At 41.2% G+C, this 16,965-nt stretch carries 13 protein-coding genes; 10 read left to right on the top strand and 3 right to left on the bottom strand.

Annotated elements, in window-relative coordinates:
• Positions 1–1,653: a UxaA family hydrolase gene (locus tag IRJ18_RS09640; protein WP_194105969.1), complete on the top strand. Its 1,653-nt coding sequence runs from the start codon at positions 1–3 to the stop codon at positions 1,651–1,653.
• A 506-nt stretch (positions 1,654–2,159) separates the two neighbouring features.
• On the opposite strand, the gene IRJ18_RS09635 is transcribed toward IRJ18_RS09640, so the two are convergent.
• Positions 2,160–3,956 carry an alpha-L-rhamnosidase-related protein gene (locus tag IRJ18_RS09635; RefSeq protein WP_194105968.1) on the bottom strand — a complete coding sequence of 599 codons (1,797 nt, stop codon included), beginning with the start codon at positions 3,954–3,956 and terminating at the stop codon, positions 2,160–2,162.
• Between the two features lie 292 nt (positions 3,957–4,248).
• On the opposite strand from IRJ18_RS09635, the gene IRJ18_RS09630 reads away from it, so the two are divergent.
• Positions 4,249–5,256 (top strand): glutamine synthetase beta-grasp domain-containing protein, encoded by a 1,008-nt coding sequence (locus tag IRJ18_RS09630; protein WP_194105967.1) that lies wholly within the window; start codon positions 4,249–4,251, stop codon positions 5,254–5,256.
• A gap of 51 nt (positions 5,257–5,307) precedes the next feature.
• On the opposite strand, the gene IRJ18_RS09625 is transcribed toward IRJ18_RS09630, so the two are convergent.
• On the bottom strand, positions 5,308–5,706 hold the full coding sequence (locus tag IRJ18_RS09625; RefSeq protein ID WP_194105966.1) for a gamma-glutamylcyclotransferase family protein: 399 nt from the start codon (positions 5,704–5,706) through the stop codon (positions 5,308–5,310).
• A gap of 200 nt (positions 5,707–5,906) precedes the next feature.
• Between IRJ18_RS09625 and IRJ18_RS09620 the strand changes: the two genes are divergently transcribed.
• The 3 genes from IRJ18_RS09620 to IRJ18_RS09610 all read left to right on the top strand — a co-directional run bounded on the left by IRJ18_RS09620 (position 5,907) and on the right by IRJ18_RS09610 (position 9,254).
• Positions 5,907–7,265: a glutamine synthetase family protein gene (locus IRJ18_RS09620; protein WP_194105965.1), complete on the top strand. Its 1,359-nt coding sequence runs from the start codon at positions 5,907–5,909 to the stop codon at positions 7,263–7,265.
• Positions 7,266–7,365: 100 nt separating this feature from the next.
• A complete protein-coding gene (locus IRJ18_RS09615) occupies positions 7,366–8,403 on the top strand; it encodes a hypothetical protein (protein WP_194105964.1) in 1,038 nt (345 codons plus the stop codon).
• Positions 8,404–8,405: 2 nt separating this feature from the next.
• Positions 8,406–9,254 carry an HAD-IIA family hydrolase gene (locus IRJ18_RS09610; RefSeq protein WP_194105963.1) on the top strand — a complete coding sequence of 283 codons (849 nt, stop codon included), beginning with the start codon at positions 8,406–8,408 and terminating at the stop codon, positions 9,252–9,254.
• On the opposite strand, the gene IRJ18_RS09605 is transcribed toward IRJ18_RS09610, so the two are convergent.
• Positions 9,255–10,019, bottom strand: coding sequence for a hypothetical protein (locus IRJ18_RS09605; RefSeq protein WP_194105962.1), 765 nt, complete (start codon positions 10,017–10,019; stop codon positions 9,255–9,257).
• A 513-nt stretch (positions 10,020–10,532) separates the two neighbouring features.
• Here IRJ18_RS09605 and IRJ18_RS09600 point away from each other — a divergent pair.
• The 5 genes from IRJ18_RS09600 to IRJ18_RS09580 all read left to right on the top strand — a co-directional run bounded on the left by IRJ18_RS09600 (position 10,533) and on the right by IRJ18_RS09580 (position 16,932).
• Entirely contained in the window at positions 10,533–11,528 is a 996-nt protein-coding gene (locus tag IRJ18_RS09600) for a fatty acid desaturase (RefSeq protein ID WP_194105961.1), read from the top strand.
• A 37-nt stretch (positions 11,529–11,565) separates the two neighbouring features.
• Positions 11,566–11,991, top strand: coding sequence for a hypothetical protein (locus IRJ18_RS09595; RefSeq protein WP_194105960.1), 426 nt, complete (start codon positions 11,566–11,568; stop codon positions 11,989–11,991).
• A gap of 87 nt (positions 11,992–12,078) precedes the next feature.
• Positions 12,079–15,516, top strand: coding sequence for a response regulator (locus IRJ18_RS09590; RefSeq protein ID WP_194105959.1), 3,438 nt, complete (start codon positions 12,079–12,081; stop codon positions 15,514–15,516).
• Complete coding sequence (locus tag IRJ18_RS09585; protein ID WP_317174064.1) at positions 15,501–16,355, top strand: CheR family methyltransferase; 855 nt, start codon at positions 15,501–15,503, stop codon at positions 16,353–16,355. Before IRJ18_RS09590 ends, IRJ18_RS09585 begins: the two co-directional genes overlap by 16 nt.
• A complete protein-coding gene (locus tag IRJ18_RS09580; RefSeq protein WP_194105958.1) occupies positions 16,345–16,932 on the top strand; it encodes a chemotaxis protein CheB in 588 nt (195 codons plus the stop codon). Before IRJ18_RS09585 ends, IRJ18_RS09580 begins: the two co-directional genes overlap by 11 nt.
• The last annotated feature ends 33 nt before the right edge of the window (positions 16,933–16,965 follow it).

Here is a 16,965-nt window from a genome sequence, read left to right as displayed (position 1 = left end):
ATGAAACAAAGCATTTTAAAAGTACACCCTAACGATAATGTATTGGTTGCCCTGCGCGATTTGCAGGCTGATGAGATAGTGAAATACGAGGATGTATTATACAAAGTAACTGAATTTATCCCCGCCAAACATAAGTTTGCTATTAACACCTTGCCTGCGGGCGCCAACGTAATTATGTATGGCGTTTTAGTGGGCAAAACCCAAAGTGAAATACCTGCGGGAGGCTTATTATCTACCAAAAATATTAAGCATGCGGCCAGTGGCTTTTTAACCGGCGAAAAACACCTGAACTGGAAACAGCCGGATGTAAGCAACTGGAAAGACAAAACGTTTAACGGCTTTCACCGTGCCGACGGAAGCGTAGGTACGGCCAATTACTGGCTGGTTATCCCAATGGTTTTTTGCGAAAACCGCAATGTGGAAGTTTTGCAGGAAGCTTTGGTAAAACCTTTGGGCTACGGCCGTAAAAAGGTTTACGAAACGCAAGCCCAGCAACTCATTAACATGGTGAAGAACGGCGTAAGCGTTGATGAAGTATTATTTACTGAAATAGAAACCGGTACCGATGGCGAGAAAAGTCCGAAAGTGTTCCCCAATGTTGATGGTATCAAATTCCTGACACATGAAGGCGGTTGCGGCGGTATCCGTCAGGATTCGGTTGCGCTGTGCGGTTTACTGGCTGGTTATATCACCCATCCTAATGTAGCCGGTGCTACAGTATTAAGTCTTGGTTGCCAAAACGCGCAGGTAAGCATTTTACAGGAAGAGATTGCTAAACGCGATCCTAACTTCAGCAAACCGCTGTATGTCATCGATCAGCAAAAAACAGGTAAGGAATCGGTGATGCTGGAGCAAGCTTTGCGCCAAACTTTAGCCGGATTAATTCAGGCTAATCAAAACGAACGCAAACCAGCGCCTTTAAACAAAATTACTATTGGTTTAGAATGCGGCGGTTCTGATGGTTTTTCGGGCATATCTGCCAACCCTGCTATTGGTTATACGTCAGACTTGTTAGTGGCCTTAGGCGGTTCGGTTATTTTAGCTGAATTCCCTGAATTATGTGGTGTTGAGCAAAATTTAATTGACCGCTGTGTGGATGAGAGCAAAGCCGAACGCTTTACCAATTTAATACGCACTTACGCCCAGCGTGCCGAAGAAGCAGGCTCGGGTTTTGATATGAACCCCTCGCCGGGTAATATTAAGGACGGTTTGATCACCGATGCTATTAAATCGGCAGGGGCGGCTAAAAAAGGCGGTACATCGCCGGTGGTTGATGTGCTGGACTATCCGGAGAAAGTAACTAAGCCGGGTTTAAATCTGCTTTGTACGCCGGGAAATGATGTGGAATCCACCACGGCCGAAGTAGGTTCGGGCGCTAACGTAGTGCTGTTTACTACAGGTTTAGGTACCCCAACTGGTAACCCCATTGTGCCGGTAGTAAAAATTGCTACTAACACCAGTTTATATAACCGCATGAGCGATATTATGGACGTAAACACCGGGACTATTATTGAAGGTGAAGAAACCATACAACAGGCCGGCGAACGTATTTTAGATTACGTTATAAAAGTGGCCAGCGGCGAAGTTGAGGTTGCCGCCGTATCGCACGGGCAGGATGATTTTATTCCGTGGAAGAGAGGCGTTTCTTTATAAGTTTGCAGTAAGCCGCTTGCAGTTCGCAAGCGTAATAATATCAAAGTTACAAAGTTGAAAAACTTCGTAACTTTTTTTGTGCCCTCACAAATCACGTCATGCCGAACTTGTTTCGGCATCCCATCATAAGGTAAATCACGCAGGTCACTCAGCAAGTGGGATGCCGAAACAAGTTCGGCATGACGTTGCGATTTAGACTTCATACTTTCTTCATACAGAAAGTGCAATTTTACATCGATTAGGTTTTGGTTAGTATGTTTTGTGCAAAGGAACATACTATGAATATCCCCCGCCGCCCGGTGGGGGATTTCTTTTTATAAGGATTATACTTCTAAGTTATCTCAGAGCCTTTACAACAGAGAAATATTATGTCATTTCGAACGAGGTACGAGGAGAAATCTTCTGCGCGAAGCGGTTATATGTAGAAGATTTCTGCTCACACCTCGCACTAATCCCCCCACAGTTCGTTCGAAATGACACCGTGTTAACTACAGCATTGAGAAATATTACACTTTAATAATATGCACCTGCGCCGGTGCTGATACCGTGGTCTGGATTTTACCGCTTTTTAATTTCACATGTTTTACTTTTACTATACCATACGGCGTGGGGAATGTGCCTTCAACCCAGGCCAGATCGCCCAGGTGAGGTTCAATTTTAATGGTTTTGCAGCCCGGCGCGGTTACGTGTATGCCTAAAACGTTTTCGGTAAGCCATGATGTTGGGCCCGATGCCCAGCCATGGCAAAGGCTGCGGCGAAGACCAATGTAACAGTAAGCGCCCGTATTGCGGTGATAATCTAATTTACCTGATGGCACTATATTATCTATAGGTGCGGCATTTGCGGCCTCTTCCAAATCAAAGTCCTCCCAAAAGGTAGTGGCGCCCAGTTTAAGCATACCACCCCAATACTGGCGGATGTTGTTGATGGCCGTTTCATAAGCACCAGCTTTGGCCTGCGCCTGTAGCATGTAGTAACCAAAATAGGTTGAGAATTTTTTAACACCACCAACATCAATAACCTCGCGGTTAGCTTTTTCGGCGGGGATCATACCCGCCAAGGCCATCAGGCAGGCTGCTTGTTTGCTGTTATTCGCATCAGGGGCATGCTGGCGCATTTGGTTGGCTTTGCTGCTGTATAAGGTGGCCAGTTTGGTTTCGCCCATTATTTTGCAAAGTTCGGCTCCTTTATCAAATGCTATCACCATTAAGGCTTGCAAACCCGCATGCACACCAGGTTTATTCTCGCTGGATGGCCAGTCCAGGAAACGAAAACCGTTGAGATTTTCGTTACCATCGGCACCAACCTTGCTTAATAAAGCATCCAATAAAGGCAATAGGTAGCTTTTTTGCTGCATCAGGTAGTTTTTATCACCATGGAAATAATACCAATCGTGCTGCATAATTATCCACCACATAGAATAGGATGGTATGCCGTTCATCCACGCAGGCAGCGGGGTATGGTCGCGTACAAAATCCAGGCTTTTGGGCACAACAGGGTTGTTGCCAAATACGTTGCTGATGGTCATGGTCTCAGGGTGCATATCACCGATCCAAACCAGACGGTCGCGCTTAATGCCGTCCCACAAGTAATCCTGCATATTAAGATGAACGGTATAAGCGCCCGTCATCCAAATCTTATTCAATAGCTCATCATTGCATTTAAACGAACCCAGGTAGGGGATATCGCGCATGGTAGCCACCGCCCGTATTTCCTTAATAGCTATGCTGGCGTTGGTATCGGCCAGGTCTATCCGTAAAAACCGGAAACCTTCGCGGCCGACTTCCTGCGAGCCGAGGCCGGGAATCTGCACCATAAAATCGCGCAGGGAATGGTGATTGGTAGCGCCACCTTCCTTACCGGTGGTACCGTCGCCAATTACGTAGCTCATGGTTTCACTTACCGATTCGCCAAACCGCAGCCTTACTTTCGGGGTAACCCGGTTACTCTGGCTTAAGGTAATCTGTATGCCACCTTGTATTTCCTTTCCAAAATCAAGCACCAGGCCCGATACAGTGCTGCCCTTGTTAATGATCTTGCAAACGGTACGGTTCTCCATAAAAGTTTGCCCAATGCCTTGCTGTAATAACAATTGCGGATTAGTTATGAGCTTGCCGCTGCTGTCGCTCATCCAAACTATGCGTTGCGGCGTGATATAATAGCGGGTTAACTCATCTTTTTTGACCGTTTTGTTAATTTCCGGGCCAAAAACTGCCGGAAGTTGAGCAAAAATGGTCTGGTTTGTGGTTATCAGGGCAATAATTGCAGATAAAAACAATTTAAGATTGACTTTTAGTGGCATGGTACGGGTTTATTGGCTCTATCAAATATATTATTTTAAGCCGCCCGCCGCAAGCCAAATAAACATCCTGTTTGGGAGAAAATTTAAAAATTGTTGCGAAATAAATTTTCGTTCATTTTTTAATATTTATATAAAAAAGTGAATGTTTTTATGAATTTTTAGTGTGATTTATATAAATTAGCACAAAAATTATAAAAATTAAATAAAAAAACTTTAGATTAGCATCGTTTAACTGGTAAATTGAATTATACATCACTAAATATTAAGCAAAACATAAATCTCGATTAAAAAAATGGCAAAATTAGAGTACATCTGGCTGGATGGCTACAAACCAACACAAAGCCTGCGTAGTAAAACAAAAATTGAAAAGGATTTTAGTGGCAAATTAGAAGATTGCCCTAACTGGAGTTTTGATGGTTCATCAACTGAGCAGGCTCCCGGTGGTTCATCAGATTGTATATTAAAACCAGTTTTTATTTGTCCTGACCCGCAAAGAAAAGACGGCTACCTGGTAATGTGCGAAGTATTGGATTCAAAAGGTGTACCACACGAATCTAATGGCCGTGCCCTTATCCAGGATGATGATAACGATTTTTGGTTTGGTTTTGAGCAGGAATATTTCCTGTGGGATCCAAAAACAGATAAACCATTAGGCTTCCCGCAAGGTGGTTATCCAGGTCCGCAAGGCCCGTACTATTGTTCAGTAGGTGCTAACAACGCATTTGGCCGCGAGATAATTGAAGAGCATTTAGACGTATGTTTGGAAGCAGGCTTAAACGTTGAAGGTATTAACGCTGAGGTTGCTGCAGGCCAGTGGGAGTTCCAGATCTTCTCTAAAGGTGCTAAAGATGCAGGCGATCAAATTTGGGTAGCCCGTTATTTATTAGAGCGTATTGGCGAAAGCTACGGCGTATCTATCAACTGGCATTGTAAACCATTAGGTACATTAGACTGGAATGGTTCAGGCATGCACGCTAACTTCTCTAACTCAACTTTACGTACTGCTAACAGCAAAGAAACCTTCACTAAAATATGCGAAGCTTTCCGTCCGGCGGTTGCTGAGTGTGTGGCTGTATACGGTGCACATAACGAGTTGCGTTTAACAGGTAAACACGAAACAGCTTCTATCAACGATTTTAGCTATGGTGTATCAGATCGTGGTGCTTCTATCCGTATCCCGCTTTACACTGTAGACCACAACTGGAGTGGTTATTTGGAAGACCGTCGCCCTAACTCGGCTGCCGATCCGTACAAAGTAGCTGCAGTTATTATCAAAACTGTAAAATCAGCAAAATTGTAATATAGTTAAATACAGATACTAAAGCCTTGCCGATACCTCGGTGAGGCTTTTTTATTGATACCTGCCCGATACAATTTTCGGATAACCAACTATTGCCCGGTTATACAGGTATACCCAGCAATTGATAACCCCCAATGCTGTTTCGACGGGCACTAATTCCCGCACAAATAAATTAGGCTGTTCTTCATTTTTGCCGTAGCCTTCGTATTCGTCAATAGTTTGTAATACTGACGGATCATCATTTAATAAAATAATGTTCCCATAAACGCGGTTTGTAATGCCGGGTTTGTGTACCGCACCGGGATATTCATCCATATCATATAATAATCCGCTAAAGCTGCCCGGAGAAATGTAAGTGCTGTTTTTCTTCAGGTAAGCGCCAAAGTCGTTATCTGCGCTTAATAAAGTGCCATAAATAAACATGTGCCTGCAAGCGTTTTTAATTGCCATTTTTATGGTTTACACTTTTTGATGTATTAAGCGAGTTAATATGCTGATTATTAACTATTTGTATAAAATAAACACCCTGATTTTGTAAACCATGTAAACCATGATTTTGGCATTTATCCCGCATGAATAAGGCCTGGCACACGAAACATTGCACCTTTATTTTTATCTTGCCTATTCAAACTGTGAATATACCTATACATATGGATACCCAACAAATTACAGCTTACCTAAAGGATAAGGATATCAAAAAAATAAAGTTTGCCTTTGCCGATATTGATGGCGTACTGCGTGGTAAGCTTATTAATAGCGATAAGTTTTTAGACGGACTAAAAGATGGTTATGGGTTTTGCGATGTGGTTTTTGGCTGGGATAGCAGCGATGCCTGTTATGATAATGTAGCCATTACCGGGTGGCATTCAGGGTATCCGGATAAGTACTGTCGTATTGATTTATCTACCTTAAGGAATATTCCATGGCAAAACGATCAGACATTTTTCCTGGCCGATTTTATCCAGGCTGATGGGAGCAGCGTTCCAGCGTGCCCGCGTAGTTTGTTAAAACGCATTGCTGCCGATTGCGAAAGCATGGGCTATCATCCTGAATTTGCACAGGAATTTGAATGGTTCAATTTTAATGAGACGCCGCAGGGCCTGCAGGATAAGGAGTTTACTAAACTGCAAACTATCAGCACAGGCATGTTCGGTTATTCTATCTTAAGGCCATCGCAACATAGCGGGTTTTATTACGATCTGTTTAACCTGCTGGGTGAATTTGGCGTACCGCTGGAAGGGCTGCATACCGAGACCGGCCCGGGCGTATATGAGGCCGCTATTGAACATGACCATGTACTGGCATCAGCCGATAAGGCCGCACTGTTTAAAACAGCCGTGAAGGAGATTGCATCAAAGTACGGTATTATGGCCAGCTTCATGGCCAAATGGAATGCCGACCTGCCGGGTTGTAGCGGCCATATCCACCAAAGCTTATGGAATAAAGATAAAACTGAAAACCTGTTTCACAGCGCAAGCGATACAAACAAAATGAGCGATTTGCATAAGCATTACCTGGCGGGACAATTGCATTGTTTGCCGCACGTATTGCCTATGTATGCGCCAACCGTTAATAGTTATAAGCGTTTAGTGGAAGGGGCATGGGCGCCTACCACCATCACTTGGGGACTGGATAACCGGACTACAGCTATCCGCATTATTAATGATACGGCTAAACACACCCGGTTAGAAACCCGCATCCCCGGATCGGATACTAACCCTTACCTGGCTATGTCAGCTGCACTGGCATCGGGGTTATATGGAATTAAACATAAACTGGAGTTAACCATACCGCCAACTGTTGGTAATGGTTATCAGAATAAAACAAACGGGGTATTAGCCAACAATTTGGAAAAAGCCGCGATAGATATGCAGCAATCAGTCATTGCCAAAGAACTGTTTGGTGATGATTTTGTGCAGCATTTTACCAATACCCGCTTATGGGAATGGCGCCAGTTTAGCAAACAAGTAACCAACTGGGAATTGAAGAGGTATTTTGAGATTATATAAGTCAGAACCGGTCATATGCACTCCTGTTAATCATGGTTCAGATGAGTATATTAAAAAAAATCCTGTAATCTTGTAAATCCGTTAATCGCGGTTCAGACGAATGGACTACAATATTATTATAAAAAAGGCCTGGGAAGGCTACGATGCATCCAAAACTATAAAGAGTATAGATGATATCAGTGCTATGGTATCAACTAATCATGTATTCCGGATAACATTCGATGATGATGATATTATTATTGCCAAACTATCGAATTTTGGGAAGTACGAGTATTTTAAGGAAGATCATCGCATTATACATAGTTTATCAAATAATCTGCTTTACCCGTTTGAGAATCTTTTGGCTAAGTCGCTGCTGAAAAACAACAGGGTTTATATCTATAAACACAAACAAGGCGGCGAGGATGCCTGGGTGGTTTTTTACAACCCAACAAGGATTTTAAACAGGTTGCCCCGGCGATTGTCTGAAGACCATATCAGACGTTTTGGTCAGCAGATTGGTAAATTTCACAAGGCTTGCGCTAAGCTAAGGCATGTACTGCCAAAGTCATCAAAAACCTTACGTACCGATATTAATGCCCTGTTGCAACAAATTGAGCAGGACGAAACCAGCGTAGGCACACGTATGCAGGCCGATTTTTTAAAGTACCATTGCGATCAGTTCCTAAAAAACCGGTCGAAGTATAATGTGAATACTTTCGAAATCATCCCTGTGTTTATAGATTGGAATATCGGTAATTTTTCGGTGACTGATAAGCTGGAATTGTATTCCCGCTGGGATTATGACTGGTTTAGGATGAGCTACCGCATGCTGGATTTTTATTTTTTCAGCAGGGTTGTATCTGATGTTGGCGACCGGACTGTATTTAGCTATGGTATTAATACCATGAACGAGCCGCGTTTTATCCTGTTCCTGCAGGAATATCATAAAGTAAATCCAATTAAAGCGGACGAGTTGCGCTTTTTAAAAGAAGTTTATCGATTTTTTATCCTAAATTATGTGATTAAAGACGGGCAATATTTTTTTAACGAACAATATGCCCAGAAACTGCGATCCGAAGCCTTTGATATTTATCTGCCATCGGTTGAAAGGGATTTTAATGCAGATATATTGATAGACGCTTTAAAAATAAAATAACCATGCATACCCGCGATTTCAGGTGGATAGTTGATCAGTACGACATTATATTTCTTGATGCGTTTGGTGTAATAAAGAATTATAAAGGTTTGGTGCCGGGGATTGAAAACACATTTGCCTATCTCGAATCTCAAAATAAGGAATACTATATTGTTACCAATGATGCCTCCCGTAGTCCATTTCAATTAGCTGAATCGTACCACAAAAAAGGATTAACCGCAATTACCCAAGATAGGATCATATCATCGGGGATGCTGGCTAAAGAATACCTGGATTTGAAAGTACCCGAAGGGATTGTAGCGTATTTAGGTACGCCCGATTCTGCACATTATATAGAAAGCTCGGGGCTGCATACATTACCCGTAAGTGAATTAGATGATGTTAATATCAACGAAGTAAGCGCACTGGTGTTTCTGGATGATGAAGGGTTTGATTGGTTTAACGATCTGAATAAATGTGTAAACCTGCTGCGTAAACGTAATATCCCGGCTATTGTTGCTAATACCGATAGGGCATACCCGCTAAATTTACATGACGTATCGATAGCTATTGGCGGCTTAGCAAATATGGTAGAAAGCATTGTAGGCAAGAAATTTATACGCTTTGGCAAACCCGATTCGCAGATGTTCATGTTTGCTTATGATTTGATACGGGACAGACGATCTATCGATAAAAAAGATATTGTAATGGTAGGAGACACCCTGCAGACCGATATTATGGGCGGCAATAAGTTTGGACTGGATACGGTACTGGTACTTTCGGGCAATACCCAGGCAATAGATGCCGAAACACGCATTAACGCCACGGGTATTGTACCCACTTATATTAGCGAATCGGCTGTAATAGAATAATTAAAAGCGCCGTCCTAAAATGATCTTTATGATCCCCCGGTCCCCGCTGTCGGTTAATCCCCAGCCATAGCCCGCATTAAATTCCCAGTTGGCGCTAAAATTTAAATCGGTAGCTATATATAAAGCATGTTCCTGCTGCTGGATAGGTGAGTAGTGAAAAAACCGGCCGGTAGCACCGTAATATTCAAACCCCAGGGCTACAACTTTGGTAATATCATAGCTGGCTTTAAGGTTGGGTTCAAAAACAAATCCTATGTCAGCATCTTCACCTGCAAAGCTTTTCCCCAGCGTTGGGTTGAATGATAGGTAAAGTTTACTCCATTTTTTATCAATTATGGGCCTTATCTCTAAATCAAAAGTACTACCCGCAAATGCCGCTTTTTGAAACCCAAATTCAGTAGAAATACTTACACCAACAGGCCAATGCCAGGCATCGGGTGCGGCTACGCGGGGTCTTAAATGTGAACCAACATAGCCGGTCCGCCCATCACTACCAACCGAATTGAAAAAATAGAACCCTGTTTCGAACCAGGTTGTCCATCCATGAGTAATTTCAATAGTTTCATGAAAAACATGATTGGTCGGCAATATCCCCCCGGCTGCAAACTTACTACCATTTGAAGTATAGTTGCTATGCAATTCAAGCATGGTGTGGCCTTTTTCAACTGTTTCCGAGCCATAAACTTGTATTTCGTAATTGTCCTGGGCTTTAACAACTAAAGTAAAAAGTAAAAATAAAATAATGATTTGTAAAGGTTTGGCCATGTTTTACTAATGAAGTATAATATTGATTTAAAAGTAATTATTAAAAACAAGCGGGATAGTTTGTAAGGAAAATTTTGCAAACGGGTAAAAGCGCATGAAAAAAATATGCCGTCAAGGAAACCAAATAGTAATATTTATCGTTATAGGAGTGTGATAAGGTTTAGGTTGGTTACAACTTGAGGAAGTTGTAACCGAATCCCCTGCCGCCAGGCAGGGGATTTTTTTATGATTTTTGTGGTCAACAAGGTTTTATTTGGTACCTTTATCACTGCTGAAATTGTAAGTAATTTTACAAACCTATTTACTTACAACGCATTATTAGCCTAAGAGATTGGAAAAACCCCGCCAAATTTATTAGGTAATAAATAATTGATTATTAAACGATTGTAATTTATTTTAACTATGTATTAATTTTTTTTCTTAGTATTTTTTTGAAACAAACCAATATTTAACCATCTTACAACGTTAATTAATAATACTCCCACTAAAACTAATTGAATTATAAACTGATTTATGGCAGCTAAAAAAAAGTCTGATTTTATCCACGCACAATACTCTGAACCACATAAAACCCGTACCAAACAAATTTTAAAGGAATACCCGCACCTGCGTAATCTGATAGGAAAAAACCCCTATACGATATTCGCGATATTGGGTTTGGTAGCATTCCAAATAATTGCTGCCTGGCTGGTATCGGCACAATCGTGGTGGGTGGTATTTGCCGTAGCTTACTTTTTAGGCGCCTTTGCAGATCATTCGTTGTTTGTAATGATACACGAATGTACGCATCAGTTATTATTTAAAAAACGATCGTTAAATCGCTGGGCCAGTATGATAGCTAACTTGCCACAAATATTCCCAAGTGCTATATCATTTGAGCATTTTCATTTGAAGCATCATTCTTTCCAGGGTGTACATGAACTGGATGCCGATTTGCCAAGCAAATGGGAAGCAAAACTGATCAATAACAACTTTTTTGGTAAAGCAATATGGTTGTTATTTTTTCCTTTATTTCAATTCTTTCGCTTATCGCGCCTGAAAGAGATCAAAAGTGTTGATGGCTGGGTTGTTACCAACTTTTTTATACAGGTTGCTTTTACCGCTGTAATGTGGTATTTCTTTGGCTGGCATGGCGTAGCTTACTTGTTATTAAGCTTCTCTTTCTCTGTTGGTTTGCATCCGCTGGGTGCACGTTGGGTACAGGAGCACTATTTAACACATAACGAAGAGCAGGAAACCTATAGCTATTACGGTGTATTAAATACCGTATCGTTTAACGTAGGTTATCATAACGAGCATCACGATTTTCCATCTATCCCATGGAATAAATTGCCCGAAATAAAATCGACCGCGCCAAATTATTACGATAATCTGCTTTATCATAAATCATGGACAAAGCTTTGGCTGCGCTTTTTGTTTGATAGGGAAATCTCATTATTCAACCGTATCTTAAGGAAGGACAGGGGCTCCATATCGGCATCCCAGCCCTATAACGGCTTACCACAATAAACTATTTATTATATCTTTGGCATATCACTAATTTGATATGCCAACCAAATCATATTTATCATTTGCAGGGTTTGTAGTGCTGATTGCTGCAACCTATTGCCCATTATTGCGGCCGTTTGGGCTGCGTAGTTTTGATCTGTATCAGCTAAATCAACCTTACGGGCTATTATTATTACTAATAGGCGTTATTGGTATTTTAGGGATTATATTACGTCAGCGGGCTATTGTTAGGTTGTGCGCATGGTTTGCGCTTATATTGGTAATTGTGTTATACATTGCCGCGCTATTTAAAATTCATCATTTTTTTGGTTTTATTCCTTTCAAATCAATTGTTGGGTTCCTTACCCGGCAAATTAGGTTTAAATGGGGGTGGTTCCTGTTGTTTGGCGGGCCAATATTAGCTATTATAGGCGTGTTTACAACTAAAAGGAGTGCGGTGCCCCCGGTCAACAAAGAAAAGTAAGGCATACTTGATAGCCTAAGTATAAAAACTTAATTTGCTTAAATGTGTTGCTTCGTCGTAAATAGTTTAAAAACTAAATCATTGTAAATGCTTAAATTCTCTTTCCGGAACCAGGTATTACTGGGCTTTATAATTTCGTTGATATTAGTATTCGGGGTGTTTTATTTCTCTTATAATAGTATCGATCAATTAAAGGACGACCAAAGCCGGGTGTCGCATACCGAAGCTGTTATACAAACGGCCAATAAAGTACAGTTGCTTTTGCTTGATGGAGAAACAGGTCAGCGCGGTTATATTGCTACTTCCCGCGAAAACTTTCTGGATCCTTACACCAAGTCAATTTTCCAGGTATCTGATGCTATACAAACATTGGCCAACATGGTGAATGATAGTCCTGCACAGAAAGCTAATGTCGACTCTCTTAATAAATATGCCTTATTAAAAAAATCAGAATTAGCAGCAATAATTGACGATGCCCGTAGTAAGAGTTTTGATGATGCCCGAACAAGGATGCAGGATGGCCGTGGTAAAGTTTATATGGATAAGGCCAGGTACTTTGTTGGTAAAATTGTTAATGAGGAAACGCGTTTACTAAACATCCGAAAAGCGTCGACAGATAGCGCAGCCAAACAGGCAATATCAGCAATTTTTGCAGGCGGTCTTATTGTTATATGTGTAGTATTGCTACTATTCTTTTATATACAAAAAACATTTGCGCAACAGAAAAAGGCCGAAGAAGAAATACGGGTAACCAATATTGAACTGGAAAAAGTTTTAGCCGAAAACGAAGCTAAAAACTGGTTATTAACAGGTACCGGTTTATTAAATGAAAGAATGCAGGGCCAGCAAAGCGAAAAAGAACTATCGCAGAGCGTATTATCTGAAATTTGTAAATATACTAACGCTATTTCTGGTACCCTTTATTTGTTTGATGAACCAACAGAATCGCTGGATTTATACGCCTATTATGCGTTCCATGATTTAGGGCTGATCAAGAAAAAGATAAAACTATCAGAAGGATGGCTTGGACAGGTAGCTAAAGATCAAAAAGCAACTGTAATTAAAGGTACGTTAAACGATAAGTTAGAACTGGAAACCTCAATTATCAGCCAGGAATTGGTGGAGATTATGATCGTACCATTCTTTTTTGATAAAAAATTGAAAGGGGTAATTGAAGTTGCTTATCAAAACCAGATATCAACAAATATACACGACTATATTATAGCCACTGCTAACGATGTAGGTATTGCCATAAATACAGCGCAGGCGCGTACTATAATGCACGACTTGTTTGAAGAGACCCAGCAGCAAGCCGAGGAATTGGAAGCACAGCAAGAAGAAATGCGTGTTACAAATGAAGAGTTGCTTAACAAAACAGAAATGCTTCAGGCTTCGGAAGAAGAGTTGCGGGTACAGCAGGAGGAGCTACGTACAATCAACGCCGAATTAGAAGAAAAAGCCAGCCTGTTAGAAGAAAAGAACCAGGCCATTGAGGAGGCGCGCGCGTCAATAAACCTTAAGGTACAGGAATTGGAAGCCACCGGTAAATATAAATCGGAATTTTTGGCCAACATGAGCCATGAACTGCGCACGCCATTGAACAGTATTTTAGTGCTGGCAAGGATATTGAAGGATAATAAAGGCGATAACCTATCAGAGGATCAGATAAAGTACGCCAGTGTGATATTTAATGCCGGTAATGATTTGCTTACGCTCATTAATGACATTCTCGACCTGTCAAAAATAGAATCGGGCAAGCTGGAAATGATGAATGACCAGGTTGAAGTAAAAGGCATATTGCACGATATGGAATTGCTTTTTGCTGAAGTGGCTGCCAATAAGAAGATCACCTTTAAATCCACAATCACTAAAGATATACCCGATCGTATCTATACAGATAAAATGCGGGTGGAACAGGTAATAAAAAATATGCTGTCGAACGCGTTTAAATTTACGCCTGAAAACGGTTCGATATTTATTAATGTTACACCGGGCGAAGCGCCCAAAACAATTAGCTTTACTATTAAAGATACCGGTATAGGTATCCATCCCGAAAAGCAAAGGCTGATATTTGAAGCATTCCAGCAAGCAGATGGTTCAACAAGCCGCAAATACGGTGGGACAGGTTTGGGCCTATCCATCAGCCGGGAGTTAGCTAATTTATTGGGCGGACGGATAAGCGTGAAAAGCGAACAGGGTAAAGGCAGTGAATTTACGCTTACCATCCCGTTTGAGGCTGCTGAAAATTTAAACCAGGAAGATTTTGTACAAACAGCCGAAACATTTAAACCTGTTAAGGAATTTTTAAAACCCGCCGACCAGATAGCGCGCAAAGATCCCAAAAAAGAAGCCCTGGTAGTAATTGTTGAAGACGACAAAAACTTTGCCGATATATTAAAAGATTATGCCCGCGACCATGGTTATAAAGCTATAGTTATAAATGAGGGCACTCATGCTTTTGAGACTATTAAAGAGAGCCAGCCCGATGCGGTAATATTGGATATTATGCTGCCTGGTAAAGACGGGTGGCAGATATTGAAAGAGTTGAAAAACTCGCCGGAAACAGCAGGTGTGCCTGTGCATTTAATGTCAGCAGGCGAAGCCGCGGCTAACCGTGTCCGTAAAGAGGGCGCTATCAGCTTTATGAAAAAGCCGATAGATACAGCCACACTGGACAAGTTATTTAATGAAATGGTTACACAAAGCGGTGTAGCGTTTAAACAGATATTGTTGGTAGAGGACCATGAAGCACAAAGTGAAGCTTTGCGTGAAATGATGGAAAAACAGGGTATAGCTGTTGACCAGGCTTTTGATGGCGCATCGGCATTTGATATGTTACAACAGAATGATTACCAGTGCGTAATATTGGATTTGAATCTGCCGGATATATCAGGGCTTGACTTGCTGGACAAAATTAAGGGTATAGAAAAATTCAGCAGTTTGCCGGTTATTGTAAACACGGCTATGGAATTGGATAAAACTTCGGTTAACCGGTTAATGCAGTATGCCAACGCCATGGTTGTAAAAACCAGCAAGTCATCGGATAGGTTAATTGACGAGGTGAACCTTTTTTTGCATAAAATCCGTACTTCATCGTCAACACCAGCTTCAGGCGCAAAAACAAACCCTGTCTCAAAAGGCAAGGAAATGTTAAAAGGGAAAAAAGTATTGGTGGTTGATGATGATATGCGCAATATTTTTGCGCTGACCAGTGCATTGCAAACCTACGATCTGCAAGTTGAAATTGCTAACGACGGCGAAGAAGCAATAGCTAAACTGGAAAAAATTGGAGACATTGATATTGTGCTGATGGATATTATGATGCCTAAAATGGACGGCTATGAAGCAACACGGCATATACGTAAACAAAACAAATGGGCCAAGTTACCTGTAATAGCACTTACAGCTAAAGCCATGAGAGATGACCGGGAGAAATGTATTGCTGCCGGTGCGAGCGATTATATCACTAAACCGGTAGATATAGACAGGCTTATTTCATTAATGCAGCTTTGGCTGGAAAAATAACCATGGATGAAACTTCGGCTTACGGCAATATAACAACAGCACAACTGCATGAACTGATAGACCTGATAAAAAAGGTTCATGGGTTCGATTTTTCTGAATATACAAAGGCTTCATTAAAGCGAAGGCTGGCCCGTATTATGCAGTTTAAAAAAATGTCGTTTTATGATCTAAAACACCTGCTGGTAAACGACCAGCAAATCTTCCAGGAGTTTTTAGAGGAAATTACAGTGAACGTTACAGAAATGTTTCGTGATCCATTGTTCTATAAAGCGTTGCATAACCAGGTGCTGCCTTATCTTTCATCCTATCAGCATATTAAAATATGGAGTGCGGGCTGCTCATCAGGCGAAGAAGTTTATTCGTTAGCTATATTATTAAAGGAAGCCAACCTGCGCAATAAATCATTTATTTACGGCACTGATATTAATACCGAGATGCTTAAGGAGGCCCGCATGGGGATCTATAGTCTGCGTAAAATAAAAAGCTATACTGAAAATTACCAGTATACTGGTTTGCCAGGTACGCTTACCGATCATTTTACGATAATGTATGATGCTGCCAGCATACATAGCGAGATAAAACAGAATACTTTATTTTCAGTACATAATTTAATATCCGATACTGTTTTTAATGAGTTTCAGATGATAAGTTGCCGCAATGTTTTTATTTACTTTGAATCGGGATTACAGGAAAAAATATTGGAGTTGTTCTACAAAAGTCTTTGCCCGTTAGGGTTTTTATGTTTAGGCAGTAAAGAGGCTATCCGGTCTGATTTTTTTAGGAGAAGGTTCAAAGTGATCAATCAAAAAGAAAACATATATCAAAAAATTGGCGCTTAATAACGACATACTTCAGCGGTGGCACAATTCGGCGATTGTGCTGATTGGCGGCTCGGCCGGATCATTCAAACTTATATTTCGCGCTGTAAAAAACTTCCCGATAGCATTGGATAAGGCCGTAATTATTGTAATACATCGCAAAAAGAATTTTTTCAGCGAAATAGAAAAACTCTTTGCTGAAAATAGCCGTATGTCCTTGCGTGAAATAGCGGATAAGGATGTGATTGAAAAGAACACCATTTACATTGCGCCGGCCAACTATCATAGTTTAATTGAAAAAGAGAAAACGTTTAGTCTGGATGTATCAGAAGCTGTTTGGTATTCAAAGCCATCAATTGATGTAACATTTGAGAGTGCTGCCGATGTTTACGGGCCAAACTGTACCGCCATCCTACTTTCAGGTGCTAACCAGGATGGCGCAGCGGGGTTACTAAAGCTAAAAAATGCGGGTGCGTTAACTATTGTACAAAACCCGGACGAGGCAGAAATGTCGGAAATGCCTTTAGCTGCTATACAAACAGGCGCGGCAACGTATACCTTATCCAATAATGATATATTTGAACTATTACAAACATAATTCCGTATTAATACAAAAACCTCACAATAAAGG

The sequence above is a fragment of the Mucilaginibacter boryungensis genome (assembly GCF_015221995.1).
GTDB lineage: Bacteria > Bacteroidota > Bacteroidia > Sphingobacteriales > Sphingobacteriaceae > Mucilaginibacter > Mucilaginibacter boryungensis.
The sequence above is the reverse complement of the archived record's forward strand: the minus strand, read 5'-3'. Positions and strand labels throughout refer to the sequence as shown.

Excerpts from the sequence above, each read along its gene's own strand:
- IRJ18_RS09640 (WP_194105969.1), top strand. The coding sequence starts at position 1 with ATGAAACAAAGCATTTTAAAAGTACACCCTAACGATAATGTATTGGTT.
- IRJ18_RS09635 (WP_194105968.1), bottom strand. The coding sequence starts at position 3,956 with ATGCCACTAAAAGTCAATCTTAAATTGTTTTTATCTGCAATTATTGCC.
- IRJ18_RS09630 (WP_194105967.1), top strand. The coding sequence starts at position 4,249 with ATGGCAAAATTAGAGTACATCTGGCTGGATGGCTACAAACCAACACAA.
- IRJ18_RS09625 (WP_194105966.1), bottom strand. The coding sequence starts at position 5,706 with ATGGCAATTAAAAACGCTTGCAGGCACATGTTTATTTATGGCACTTTA.
- IRJ18_RS09620 (WP_194105965.1), top strand. The coding sequence starts at position 5,907 with ATGGATACCCAACAAATTACAGCTTACCTAAAGGATAAGGATATCAAA.
- IRJ18_RS09615 (WP_194105964.1), top strand. The coding sequence starts at position 7,366 with ATGGACTACAATATTATTATAAAAAAGGCCTGGGAAGGCTACGATGCA.
- IRJ18_RS09610 (WP_194105963.1), top strand. The coding sequence starts at position 8,406 with ATGCATACCCGCGATTTCAGGTGGATAGTTGATCAGTACGACATTATA.
- IRJ18_RS09605 (WP_194105962.1), bottom strand. The coding sequence starts at position 10,019 with ATGGCCAAACCTTTACAAATCATTATTTTATTTTTACTTTTTACTTTA.
- IRJ18_RS09600 (WP_194105961.1), top strand. The coding sequence starts at position 10,533 with ATGGCAGCTAAAAAAAAGTCTGATTTTATCCACGCACAATACTCTGAA.
- IRJ18_RS09595 (WP_194105960.1), top strand. The coding sequence starts at position 11,566 with ATGCCAACCAAATCATATTTATCATTTGCAGGGTTTGTAGTGCTGATT.
- IRJ18_RS09590 (WP_194105959.1), top strand. The coding sequence starts at position 12,079 with ATGCTTAAATTCTCTTTCCGGAACCAGGTATTACTGGGCTTTATAATT.